11 protein-coding genes are annotated in these 12,214 nt (G+C 72.4%); 6 read left to right on the top strand and 5 right to left on the bottom strand.

What is annotated here, in order from left to right; translation table 11 throughout:
- Nucleotides 1-17: 17 nt before the first annotated feature.
- Nucleotides 18-1,853: a hypothetical protein gene (locus OG736_RS39220; RefSeq protein ID WP_327186665.1), complete on the top strand. Its 1,836-nt coding sequence runs from the start codon at nt 18-20 to the stop codon at nt 1,851-1,853.
- Here the strand turns inward: OG736_RS39220 and OG736_RS39225 are convergent.
- Both OG736_RS39225 and OG736_RS39230 read right to left on the bottom strand, forming a co-directional pair.
- Nucleotides 1,843-2,478 (bottom strand): DUF6461 domain-containing protein, encoded by a 636-nt coding sequence (locus OG736_RS39225; protein WP_327186666.1) that lies wholly within the window; start codon nt 2,476-2,478, stop codon nt 1,843-1,845. The two genes, OG736_RS39220 and OG736_RS39225, sit on opposite strands and share 11 nt — an antisense overlap.
- A 10-nt stretch (nt 2,479-2,488) precedes the next feature.
- Nucleotides 2,489-3,163 (bottom strand): nucleoside/nucleotide kinase family protein, encoded by a 675-nt coding sequence (locus tag OG736_RS39230; protein ID WP_327186667.1) that lies wholly within the window; start codon nt 3,161-3,163, stop codon nt 2,489-2,491.
- A gap of 63 nt (nt 3,164-3,226) precedes the next feature.
- On the opposite strand from OG736_RS39230, the gene OG736_RS39235 reads away from it, so the two are divergent.
- The 4 genes from OG736_RS39235 (at nt 3,227) to prcB (ending at nt 7,748) form a co-directional block, all read left to right on the top strand.
- Nucleotides 3,227-3,622: a YybH family protein gene (locus tag OG736_RS39235; protein WP_020129056.1), complete on the top strand. Its 396-nt coding sequence runs from the start codon at nt 3,227-3,229 to the stop codon at nt 3,620-3,622.
- A 57-nt stretch (nt 3,623-3,679) separates the two neighbouring features.
- Nucleotides 3,680-4,459 (top strand): beta-phosphoglucomutase family hydrolase, encoded by a 780-nt coding sequence (locus OG736_RS39240; RefSeq protein ID WP_327186668.1) that lies wholly within the window; start codon nt 3,680-3,682, stop codon nt 4,457-4,459.
- A complete protein-coding gene (locus tag OG736_RS39245; RefSeq protein ID WP_327186669.1) occupies nt 4,456-6,798 on the top strand; it encodes a glycoside hydrolase family 65 protein in 2,343 nt (780 codons plus the stop codon). Before OG736_RS39240 ends, OG736_RS39245 begins: the two co-directional genes overlap by 4 nt.
- Nucleotides 6,799-6,884: 86 nt before the next feature.
- Nucleotides 6,885-7,748: a proteasome subunit beta gene (gene prcB / locus OG736_RS39250; RefSeq protein ID WP_327186670.1), complete on the top strand. Its 864-nt coding sequence runs from the start codon at nt 6,885-6,887 to the stop codon at nt 7,746-7,748.
- Nucleotides 7,749-7,808: 60 nt separating this feature from the next.
- Here the strand turns inward: prcB and OG736_RS39255 are convergent, their stop codons facing one another.
- Nucleotides 7,809-8,690, bottom strand: coding sequence for a sigma-70 family RNA polymerase sigma factor (locus OG736_RS39255; protein ID WP_327186671.1), 882 nt, complete (start codon nt 8,688-8,690; stop codon nt 7,809-7,811).
- An 81-nt stretch (nt 8,691-8,771) separates the two neighbouring features.
- Between OG736_RS39255 and OG736_RS39260 the strand changes: the two genes are divergently transcribed.
- Nucleotides 8,772-9,221, top strand: coding sequence for a carboxymuconolactone decarboxylase family protein (locus OG736_RS39260; protein WP_327186672.1), 450 nt, complete (start codon nt 8,772-8,774; stop codon nt 9,219-9,221).
- A 288-nt stretch (nt 9,222-9,509) separates the two neighbouring features.
- Here OG736_RS39260 and OG736_RS39265 read toward each other — a convergent pair whose 3' ends face one another.
- Both OG736_RS39265 and OG736_RS39270 read right to left on the bottom strand, forming a co-directional pair.
- Complete coding sequence (locus tag OG736_RS39265) at nt 9,510-10,469, bottom strand: hypothetical protein (RefSeq protein ID WP_327186673.1); 960 nt, start codon at nt 10,467-10,469, stop codon at nt 9,510-9,512.
- Nucleotides 10,470-10,480: 11 nt separating this feature from the next.
- Nucleotides 10,481-11,953 carry an APC family permease gene (locus OG736_RS39270; protein ID WP_327186674.1) on the bottom strand — a complete coding sequence of 491 codons (1,473 nt, stop codon included), beginning with the start codon at nt 11,951-11,953 and terminating at the stop codon, nt 10,481-10,483.
- Between the last annotated feature and the right edge of the window lie 261 nt (nt 11,954-12,214).

The raw sequence follows: 12,214 nt of genomic DNA on the forward strand, positions 1-12,214 counted from the left end.
ACCTTACGTCCCCTCCCGTGTACCTCCTCCACCAGCGCGGCCCGCTGCACGACCTGCCCGACACCCCGCAGGCGTACGACGCCGTCCTCGCCGACGTCACCGAACAGGCGCTGCGCCGCCTGACCCCGCAGGGCAACCTGGAGCACCCCGACTGCGTCGACGACATCGGCGACACCTCGCTCGGCATCACCTCCCTGCTGGCCCTGGCCTGGCAGCGCACCAAGGACCCGCGGCTGCCGGAGGCGGTGCACCGCAGCCTCGCCTTCCACCTCCGCGAACGGGTCTACCGGGACGACAACCCGGGCTACCCGAACCTGAGGGTGCGCGGCTCCCGACTCCCCTACGCCCGCTACACCCTGGCGGCCGGCGCACACCCCGTCGGCGACTGGCCGAGCACGGTGTGGGCGCTGCTCCAGGCCGTGAACGTGCTCGACACCGCCGAGGGCCTGGTGCCGGACGAGCAGCGCGCCGAGTTGCTCGAGGTGGCGCGCGGCTACTGGAGCTGGCTGACCGATGCGACCTTCTTCAACCCCCAGGAAGCGGGCAACCAGGCCATCGGCTGCGTGGTCGGCGGCCTGATGCTGGCCCGCCATCTTGCGCCGGAGGACGGCGAGCCGGTCCGCGCACGGGCCCTCGCGCTGTACTCCGACGAGATCCGCGCCCACCGGGTCCGCGACCGGGGCGCCCTGCTGCCCCCCGAGCACGGCGGCGCCTACGACAACAACTACGGCCCGATCTCCCTCTCCTTCCTCGCCCAGGCCCACCGGGTGAGCGGCGAGGAGGTCTTCGCCGAGGACGGTGAGGCGCTCGCCCGCTACCTCGACGCCCGCCTCACCGGCGGCGGCTTCGACAACGGCGGCCCCCGCTACAGCGAGCAGCACTCGGCTTTCGAGTCCGTCCTCGGCCTGCGCTACTTCGGCTCCCGGATCGGCGCCGACCTGGGCCGCTACCGGGGCGACAGCCGCTGGGCACGGCACGCCGTCAAGGCGGACGGCGGCGTCGACGGCCACTTCGCGTGGATGCTGGTCTGGCAGATCCAGGACACCACGCGCTGGCACCGCGAGCCGTCCTCCGGACCCGCACGGCACCAACTGCGCGCCGGCGCGGTCTCGGTGGCCTTCGACGACCGGATGACCCCCGCGGTCGTCGAGGCGGCCGGTACCTACTACCTGCCCGCCGCCGTCAACCGCCAGCACGGCTTCGGCCCCGTCACCGACGGCTTCCTGCTGTGCCGGCCGATGGGCGAGGTCCGGGTCCGCGACGCCCGCGCCGACGGCCTGACGGCCAAGCTGGTCACCAAGCCGGTCGTCGGCCGCGACCATGTCCTGCGCAGCGTGCGCTCCCTGTACGTCACCGACGGCACCACCCTGTGGACGACGGTCGCCGTGGAGCGCCTCGACGGGACGCCGTACCTGCTGGCCGGCCTGCCGTACGCCGAGGACGACGGCGACCGGGTCCGGCGCACCGCGCACGGAGCCGTCTCCTCACCGGGCGGCCTGCGCCTCACGCACCCCGGAGCCGAGGGCGCCGAGCACTTCGACGCGCGCGCCGAACTCACCCAGGAGCAGGCCGCCTTCGCGCTCGCCGCCGACCCGCGCGGCTACGGCAACCCCGACGAGGGCTGGCGCCACCTGGTCAGCTCGACGGCACTGGAGGCGGGACCGCTCTCCGACGCACCGGACGACCTGCACGTGTTCGCGGTGCGCCACGGCACCGAGGAGCCGCTCACGGTCTCGGTCGAGTGGGCCGAGGAGGGCCTGACCGTGCGGACGGACGCCTTCACCGCCGTTCTCGGCCCCGACGACGAGCACGCCGAGCCGACGCTGACGCTGCGCGCCGCCGTCAGGCGCTGAGGGTCATCCGCGGGGTGCCGCGCACCGCGTACGCGGGCAACCGGGCGCCCTGGAGGAACGCGGGGGAGAGGGACAGACCGAACCGCCGCTCCACCACACCGAGGCTGCGCCGGTAGCCCGTCCGGCAGTCCTCGTCCTCCGGCGGAAGGTAAGTGCTTCCGTCGCAGGACAGGACGCCCGCGGCGACCAGGTCGGGCAGCAGCAGATCCGGCTCCGCGCCCCAGCGCCACACCTCCTCCCGCAGCCCGTGCCCGGACACGAACACACCGTCGCGCGCGTAGTGGAAGTCGGCGGGCGGGTGCTCCTGGGGCGGCACGTACCGCACGACCTCCACGCCGTTGCGCGACATCTCCGCGAGCAGGTCCCCGCCGGTCGAGTCCCCGTACTCCAGGGCGAACGACCAGTCCCCGGATCTGCCCACCCGGACCACGCCGTCCCCGTCCTCGGCCGGCCGCCACTGCGTGATCCCGAGCTGCCACACCTCGGCGTCGGTGATCGGCTCCGTGGCCCCGCCCGGGTCGGCTCCCATGCGGTGGGCCAGCTCCTCGGGGGAGATCCCGCGCGCGAACACGACGCTGGACATCCAGCCGTCCAGATCCACCAGCCACACGATTCCGTCGGTCATGGGATCGAAGCTAACGCGTGGCACCGACAACGCCCCCGGAGGGCCGGACGGGCAGGGACACGACCAGATCGGCCCGGTCCCTCGTCGTCGCCACCAGCTCGGCGTTGCGCTGGTCGCTCCGCAGCACCCAGGCCACCGCCTCCTCGTGGCCCTTGCCGAACTCCTCGTGCCGGGCGATCAGCCGGCGGACACGCTCGTCCTCGTCCGTCTCGCAGAACCACACCTCGTCCAGGGCGGCCCGCACCCGCTTCCACGCACCCGTGCCGACGAGCAGGTAGTTGCCCTCCGTGACGACCAGCCGGGCCGTCGGCGGCACCGGCACGGCCCCCGCGACCGGCTGCTCCAGCTCCCGCTCGAAGCCCGGCGCGTAGACGAGGTCCTCGCCGTCCGCCTCCTCCCGCAGCCGCCGCAGCAGGGCCGCGTACCCGGCCGCGTCGAAGGTGTCGGGCGCCCCCTTGCGGTGCCGTCGGCCGAGGCGGTCCAGTTCCACGTCCGCGAGATGGAAGCCGTCCATCGGCACGTGCGCGACCCAGGGGTCCCCAGTGCCGTTCAGCTCCCGCACCAGACGCTCGGCGAGCGTCGTCTTGCCCGCGCCCGGACCGCCGGCGATACCGAGGAGCGCGCGCCGGCGGCCGTCCCCGGCGAGGGCACGGGCACGTATGAGCAGATCGTCGAAAGTGAGCACACAGCAGAGTGTCGCAGTCTCCTGGAAGGTGACCCGCAAGGCCGCAAGGAAAGGAGGACGACCGTGTCCGACGACGAGCTGCAGATCCGCACCCTGATCACCCGCTGGGCCGAGGCCGTCCACCGGGGCGACCTCGACACCGTCCTCGACCAGCACGCCGAGGACCTGGTGATGTACGACGTACCGGCGCCCCACGAGGGCATCAGGGGCCTGGCCGCCTACCGGGCGACCTGGCCGCCCTTCTTCGTCTGGCAGGCCCAGGGCGCCCGCTTCGACATCGACACCCTCGACGTCACCGCAGGCCACGACGTCGCCTACGCCCACGCCCTGCTGCGCTGCGGCACACCCGAGGAACTCGCCGAGTGTCCGAGCCTGCGGCTGCGGCTCACCTTCGGCCTGCGCAAGGAGCACGGCCGCTGGCTCATCGCCCACGAGCACCACTCCTTCCCGCACGACTGACCGGGTGTGGCGCGCGACACACCGGTGAGGGGCCCGATGTGGGGGAACCAGGGCGGTATGACGTCGACGCTCGGTCTCCCCGAAACGATCCAGGCCTGTCTCTTCGACCTCGACGGGGTCGTCACCCGAACGGCCGTGGTGCACGCGGCCGCCTGGAAGGAGACCTTCGACGCGTTCCTGTACGCGCGCGGAGGCAAGGACTTCCGGCCGTTCGACGAGGCCCACGACTACGACGAGTACGTCGACGGCCGCCCACGCGCCGACGGCGTCCGCACCTTCCTCGCCTCCCGGGACATCGAACTGCCCGAGGGCGAACCAGGTGACCCGCCCGACGCGCAGAGCGTCCACGGGCTGGGCAACCGCAAGAACGAGCTGCTCCTGGAGAAGATCCGCACTCAGGGCGTCCGGCCGTACGACGGCACCCTGCGCTACATAGCGGCGGCACGCGCGCGTGGCCTGCGGACGGCGATCGTCTCCTCCAGCGCCAACACCCGCGACGTGCTGCGCTCGATCGAGGCCGAGCACCTCTTCGAGGTACGGATCGACGGCGTCGTGGCGGCGGAGCGGGAGCTGCCGGGCAAGCCGCGCCCCGACACGTTCCTGGCCGCCGCCCGCGACCTCGGCGTCGAGCCGGCGCGGGCGGCCGTCTTCGAGGACGCGCTGGCCGGGATGGACGCGGGCCGGGCCGGGAACTTCGGGTACGTCGTCGGCGTCGACCGGGTGGGGCAGAGCGACGCGCTGTACGCGCACGGCGCGGACATCGTGGTGAAGGACCTCGCGGACCTCGCTGAACTCGGGGACCTCCCGGGCGGCGTCGACGGGGGAGGACGGGAGTGATCAAGGAACGGTCCTACACCGTCGAGCCCTGGTACGTGCGCGAGACGCGGCTCGACCTCGACGTGCTGGCGCAGAGCGAGTCCGTCTTCGCGCTCTCCAACGGGCACGTCGGCTGGCGCGGCAACCTGGACGAGGGCGAGCCGCACGGCCTGCCCGGCGCCTACCTCAACGGCGTCCACGAACTGCATCCGCTGCCCTACGCCGAGGCCGGCTACGGCTACCCGGAGTCCGGGCAGACCGTCATCAACGTCACCAACGGCAAGATCCTGCGGCTCTTGGTCGACGACGAGCCGTTCGACCTGCGCTACGGGCGGCTCGTCACGCACGAGCGGGTGCTCGATTTGCGCCGGGGTGTCCTGGAGCGGACCTGCGAGTGGACCTCGCCCGCCGGATCCACGGTCCGGGTGCGCTCGACCCGGCTGGTCTCGCTCACCCAGCGGGCCGTGGCCGCCGTCGCCTACGAGGTGGAGGCGGTCGGCAGCACCTCCCGGGTGGTGATCCAGTCCGAGCTGGTCACCAACGAGAGCCTGCCCGACCCGAACGGCGACCCGCGCGCGGCCCGTGCCCTGAAGTCGCCGCTGGAACCGGAGGAGGACGTGGCCGTCGGCCGCCGGCTGCGGCTCGTCCACCGCACGAAACGCAGCGGACTGCGGGTGGCCGTGGCCGCCGACCACGAGGTCACCGGTCCCGAGCGGACCACCGTCGACAGCGAGAGCAACGTCGACGTCGCCCGGCTCACCGTCACCTCCGTGCTGGAGCCCGGTGAGCGGCTGCGGGTGGAGAAACTCGTCGCGCACGGCTGGTCCGGCGCCCGTTCCCGGCCCGCGATGAGCGACCAGGTGGAGGCGGCCCTCGCGGCGGCCGGGCACAGCGGCTGGTCGGGCCTCCTCGACGACCAGCGCGCCTACCTCGACGACTTCTGGTCCCGCGCGGACGTCGAGGTCGACGGCGACGAGGAGATCCAGCAGGCCGTCCGCTTCGCCCTCTTCCATGTGCTCCAGGCCGGTGCCCGCGCCGAACAACGCGCCATCCCCGCCAAGGGGCTGACCGGATCCGGCTACGACGGCCACGCCTTCTGGGACACCGAGACCTTCGTGCTGCCCCTGCTCACCTACACCGCTCCCGGCGCCGTCGCCGAGGCTCTGCGCTGGCGCCAGAACACCCTGCCCGCCGCCCGCGAACGGGCCGTCCAACTCGGCCTGCGCGGCGCCGCGTTCCCCTGGCGGACGATAGAGGGCTCGGAGGGCTCGGCGTACTGGCCGGCCGGGACCGCCGCCTTCCACGTCAACGCCGACATCGCCGACGCCGTGGTCCGGTACGTCACGGCGACCGGGGACCGGGAATTCGAAGCGGCCACCGGTGTCGAGCTGCTGGTGGAGACCGCACGGCTGTGGCGCTCGCTCGGCCACCACGACGCGCACGGCACCTTCCACATCGACGGCGTCACAGGACCCGACGAGTACAGCGCGGTCGCCGACGACAACACCTACACCAACCTGATGGCCCGGGCGAACCTGCTCGCCGCCGCCGACGTCGTCGTACGGCACCCGGGCGAGGCCGCCCGGCTCGGCGTGGACGAGGAGGAGAGCGCGGCCTGGCGGGACGCGGCCGAAGCGGTGCACGTGCCCTACAACCACGAACTCGGCGTGCACGAACAGCACGCGGGCTTCACCCGCTACCAGCAGTGGGACTTCGCCGGCACCCGCCCCGACCAGTACCCCCTGCTGCTCAACTTCCCCTACTTCGACCTCTACCGCAAACAGGTCGTCAAACAGGCCGACCTGGTCCTGGCCATGTACACATGCGCGGACCGCTTCGACGAGGAGCAGATCGCCCGCAACTTCGCCTACTACGAGCCGCTGACCGTCCGCGACTCCTCCCTCTCGGCCTGCTGCCAGGCGGTGATCGCCGCGCAGGCCGGCCATCTGGAACTGGCCTACGACTACACGACCGAGGCCGCGCTGATGGACCTGGCGGACCTGGAGCACAACACCCGCGACGGGCTGCACATCGCGTCCCTGGCGGGCACCTGGATGGCACTGGTCGCCGGCTTCGGCGGGCTGCGCGGTGACAGCGAGGGCCTGCGGTTCGCACCCCGGCTGCCGGAGAGGTTCAGCCGTCTCGCCTTCAGCGTCCAACTCCTCGGCCGCCGCCTGCGGGTGGAGATCGGCCCGGACAAGGTCACGTACACCCTGCTGTCCGGCTCCCCCCTGACGATCCGACACCACGGCGCTCCCGTGCTGGTGAACGGCGACGGCCCCGTCGCCCGCGCCGTACCGCCCGCGCCGGACCGGCCGACGCCCCGGCAGCCCCCGCACCGGGGGCCGAACACCCGCTGAGCACCGGGCCGGCGTCCGGCGGTGTGTTTCCCGGCCGCCGGGCGCTGGTAGGTAGTGGGGAGTCGCAGGCGGCGAGGGGGAGTGGCATGGCGGAGAGTGGGCACGACGGGCGGCTCGCGGACGAGTTCCTCACGGCGGGCGGTTCGTCCTTCAGTGACTTCCTGGCGGCGCACCGCCCCGAACTGCTGCCGACGCGCAGCCCGTTCGCCGACGGCTTCCGCGCCGCCCCGGACGCCTTCCCGCACGGTACGACCGTGCTGGCCCTCGTCTACCGCGACGGCGTGCTGATCGCCGGCGACCGCCGGGCCACGATGGGGAACCTCATCGCGCAGCGCGACCTGGAGAAGGTGTACCCGGCGGACGACCACACCGCCGTCGCCTTCGCCGGCACCGTCGGACTCGCTGTGGACATGGTGAAGCTGTACCAGGTCGAGCTCACGCACTTCGAGAAGGTCGAGGGCGTCCCGATGACCCTCGGCGCGAAGGCGCGCAGAATGGCCACGATGATCCGGCAGAACCTCGGCCAGGCCATGCAGGGCCTCGCCGTCGTACCGCTCCTCGCGGGTCACGACACGGCGGCCGCCCCGGGCGCCAGGAGCCGCATCTTCAGCTTCGACGTGGCGGGCGGCCTGTACGAGAAGGCGCCCTTCCACGCCGAGGGCTCCGGGTCGCCGTACGCGCGCGGGGCGTTGAAGAAGCTGTACCGCGCCGACATGTCCCGGCGCGAGGCGGCGCTGGCAGCACTCCAGGCGCTGTACGACGCGGCCGACGACGACTCCGCGACCGGCGGCCCCGACATCGGCCGCCGTATCTTCCCGATCGTCTCGGTCATCACCGAGGAGGGCTTCGAGCGGCTGCCCGAGGCGGAGACGGAGCGACTCAGCCACGAGATGGTCGAGCAGCGCCGCAGCAGGCCCGACGGACCCCACGCCACCGAGCCGCGCCCGTAGGGAACGACGTCGTGAACCGACCGGGCCGGCGCGGGTAACGGGCCCTGGTGCGAACGGACTTCACTCGGGCTCCGGCAGATCCATCGCGGCGAGCCTGGCCGGATCGGCCATGATCGCGATGCCGGTGATCCGACCGTCGGCGACGGTGAAGGCCATGACCGACAGCGCAGAGCCGTCCTCGCGCCAGGACACGAGCCCGGGAAGCCCGCCCACGAGCACCGCCCGCCCGCGCGCGGCCGCACCGGCGGACAGCTGCGCCCCGGCGGCGACCTGGGTGGCGCCGAGGGTGACGATCACGCCGTCCGGGGTGTCGACCACCAGCCTCACCTCGGGGTCGAGCACCCGCAGCAGTCCTGCGAAGTCGCCGTGGCGGGCCGCCGTCAGGAAGGCCTGGACGACCTCTCGCCGCTCCCGCCCGACGACCGTCGACCGCTCGGTCCCCTGCACCTTTCTGCGGGCGCGGCTGGCGAGCATCTTGCAGGCGGCGGTGGACTTGCCGAGGATCCTGCCGATCTCGTCGAACGGCACCGCGAACAGGTCGTGCAGCACGAACGCCAGCCGTTCGCTCGGCCCGAGCGACTCGAGGACGACGAGGAGCGCGAGGCCGACCGAGTCGGCGAGCACCGCGTCGTCCTCCGGCGCCGGTCCGTCGGCGACCGTCGTCACCGTGAGCTCGGGCAGCCCGTCGTCATAGGACGCCTCAGGGCGGGCCTGGCGCGAGCGCAGGACGTCGAGGCTGATCCGGCCGACCACCGTGGTCAGCCAGCCGGCGAGGTTGTGGATGGTCGCCGGGTCCTGGCGGGAGAACCGCAGCCAGGCCTCCTGGACCACGTCCTCCGCGTCGGCGTGCGAGCCGAGCATGCGGTGGGCGACCGCGCGCAGTCGCTCGCGCTGGGCCTCGAACGCCTCGGCTGTCGGGTCCGTCCGGCTGGTGTCGGACATGTTGTCACCTTCCCTGGCTCTGCTCCGTCATGAGGATGACGGGCCCGCAGGGGCACAGGTAACCGATGAAGGAGCAAGACGATGGAAGCACGCATGAAGGGCCCGGCGAACGCCGACGTGATCACCGCGATCCAGCACCTCGTCAAGGCGGTTCACTCAGGGGGTGTCGATCCGCGCCTGCTCGAACTGGTCCACCTGCGGGCCAGCCAGATCAACGGATGCAGCCCGTGCGTGTTCGCCGGGGTCGAGGCGGCGAAGAAGCACGGAGAGACCGACCAGCGGCTGCACAGCGTGGTCACCTGGCGCGAGACGCCCTTCTTCACCGACGAGGAGCGGGCGGCACTCGCGCTGACCGAGGCCGCGACCCGGATCCAGGACGGAGCGGCGGGCGTGACCGACGAGATCTGGGACGCCGCCGCCGACCACTTCTGCGAGGAGCAGCTGGCCGCGATCATCCTGGAGATCGCGATGACCAACTTCTTCAACCGGATCAACCACACGATCCGGGAGCAGGCAGGCAAGACCTGGTGAGTCGGGCGCGGAGTGGCGAGCCTGTCCCGCCGGACAGGCTCGCCGACGCCTCGGGCCTTGCCGCCAGGTCGGCGGTGGTCATGGCCTGACGGACGATCAGCCGGCACAGGCGTGGGTGGGACAGCGCCTGAAGCGACACGGACACGGGTCTCCCCCTTCGTCACGGGTGACGGAGTGTCACCCGTGACGAGACGGGCGGCCACCGAGGGCCGCGGACCCGCCGATTACCGCGCGCCAGGTAGTCGCGCGCCGGGTGATCCCGGGCGTACGGCGGGGGAGTCCCCGGTCTCAGTCGCGTACGCCCCACTCCTTGCGCCGTCTGACGATCTGCTGGACCGGGTCGCCGGTGTACGACCAGGGCGTGCGGGTCGCCCGGTGGCCGAGGATCCGCAGCAGCGGCGTCGCCACGTCCGCGGTGCCCGCCGAGCACGCCGCGTGGGCCAGGTAGTTGAAGTCGCGCAGCTCGCCCGGGGCGACGGCGTCGTCCTTGCGGCCCATGACCCAGCGTTCCCAGGTGCGGCGTACGTCGCTGACGGCGCCGTCGTTGTTCCAGTGCTGGCCGAGCCCCACCGCGGTGGAGCGGTCCTGCGTGGTGTCGAGGGCGTGGCGGAACTCCTCGACGCGCGCGTACTGCACCAGCACCGGCAGCGGACAGCCCGGCGGGGCCGCGCCGGCCGCGTCACGGGCGAAGTCGTACATCAGCCCGTGCGAGCCGTGCCAGCGGGCGGAGTAGTAGTGCAGCACCTGGAGGTGGCCCTCCATGCTGTACGGATCCCGTTGGTGCAGCTCGTCCCACCAGCGGGCGAGTTCCTGCCGGCGTACCCCGGCCGGATAGAGACGGGCGACCGAGATCAGCGAGGTCCACGGCGTCGGGTCGTCCAGGTACGCCTCGGCGGCGGACAGACACGACAGCACCGCGGCGTCGACCCGGGTCTGGTCGATCGGCACGCCACGGCCCGCGGTGATCGCCAGGTTGAACGCCCGGGCCGTCTCCGTGGCCGCCCGCAGCACCAACGCGTCGGCGCTGTGCGGCTCGGCGGCCAGCCAGGTCTCCACCGTCGAACTGCCCGCGCAGGCCTGCGCCAGCAGCCGGACCCGGTGGCCGCGGGCGAGCCAGGCGGGGCCGGTGGCGCGCAGCAGGTCCCGCAGGCCCTGCCAGCGGCCGATGACGATGTCGTGCCGGGTGGAGGAGAGGGGGGCGTCCCCGCAGTCGGGGTCGAAATCGGGAGCGAAGCGGTCGCGCGCCATCGGGGCCCCTCTCAGAAGTCGGTGGAGAGGCCCTCGTGGCCGGCGGCGTGCGTCGCCGGGCGCCCCTCGGGCACGTAGTCGGCCTCGACGGTGCGCGAGGCGTCCAGCCGGGCGGGCCGGTAGTAGTCGCTGCCCTGCCGCCAGTACCAGAGCATCGGCACCAGTCCCACGGCGAGCCCGCCGATGCCGATGGCGATCGCCGCGGGGGCCAGCTCACCGAGCGACTCCGCGAAGATCCAGAACATGAACGCGGCGCCGAACAGCGGCCACAGCCCGCCGAGGAGGAAGTCGGCAGGGGACTTCAGCAGCGTCTTGCGGTACGCGACGACCGCAGCCAGGCCCGCCAGCCCGTAATAGACGGCGATCTGGAGTCCGATCGCGGAGATGGCGTCGGCGAGGATGTCGCCCACCGAGCCCAGCGAGTTGGAGGCGACGAACAGCACCAGCGCCACCCCGCCCACCACCGCGATCGCCACCCAGGGCGTGTTCCAGGTGCGGTGCACCCGGCCCAGCGCGGACGGCATCGTACGGTCCCGGCCCATCGCGAACAGCGAGCGCGTCACCTGGATCAGGGTCGTCTCCAGGGTGGCGACGGTCGACAGCAGCACGGCCACGACCAGCACCTTGCCGCCCCAGCCCGGCCACACCTCCTCGCCCAGCGCCGCCAGCACGTTCGCGCCGTTGTTCTCGATCCGCTGCGAGCTGAGGATGACGTTCACCGCGATGGTGAAGACCTCGAAGAGGAGAAAGACGATGCCCACCCCGATCAGCCCCGCCAGGCCCGTCGTACGGCGGCTGTCACGGGTCTCCTCGCTGAGGTTGCTGGTCACGTCCCAGCCCCAGTAGTAGAAGGCCGCGACCAGCGCCCCCGACGCGAAGCCGGACACCCCGTCGAAATGGCTGAATCCGAGCCAGGACCAGTCGAACGGCAGCGAGTTGCCCGTGTGGAAGACGGCGAGCACCGCGAACAGCGCCAGAATCGCCAGCTCCACACCCGACATGATCAACTGCGCGCGCACGGTGAGCCGGGCCCCGCCCAGCACCACCGCCAGCATCACCAGGAACCAGGCGGCGCCGACGACGGTCGACAGCGCCGTGTTGTCGGCGAGGCCCTCGTCGAACAGGGCGAGCGTCATCGACCCGGCCGGCAGCGATCCCGCCACCATGAAGATGGTCGCCGAGATCACCAGAGCCCAGCCGCTGATGAAGCCCAGGAAGGGGTGGAGCGTGCGCCCCACCCAGGAGTAACTGGCGCCCGCGTTGACGTCGATCCGGCTGAGTCGGCTGAAGGCCAGCGCGATGCCCAGCATCGGTATCGCGCAGTACAGCAGCGCCGCCGGTCCGGCCAGGCCCACGGCGCCGGCCAGGACCGCCGTGGTGGCGGCGATGGAGTAGGCCGGCGCGCTGCCGGCGACCGCCATCACCACCGTGTCGAAGGTGCCCAGGACATTCGCCTGGAGGCCTCTTCCGGTGCTGTTGCTCATGGTTGCGCTGCTTTCCGTCGTGCACGCCGCCCGAGCGGGGACGACCCGGCGGCGTATGGGGGGTGAGGGATGGAGCGCCGCCGCGCGTCGAGAGGGGTGACCTCGGGAAACGTCGGCGGAGAAAGCGCGGAGGGGTACCGTTCCAGCACTGTGTCGGCGGACGGTCACACCGAGTGTGCGAGTGACTATAGCCCTAACGATTGAGCTTTCAAGATTGACGGATAAGTAATGTCCGGGGCCGCCCGTGCAGGTGGCATGTGC

The sequence above is a fragment of the Streptomyces sp. NBC_01334 genome (assembly GCF_035983595.1).
Classification (GTDB): Bacteria; Actinomycetota; Actinomycetes; order Streptomycetales; family Streptomycetaceae; genus Streptomyces; species Streptomyces coriariae.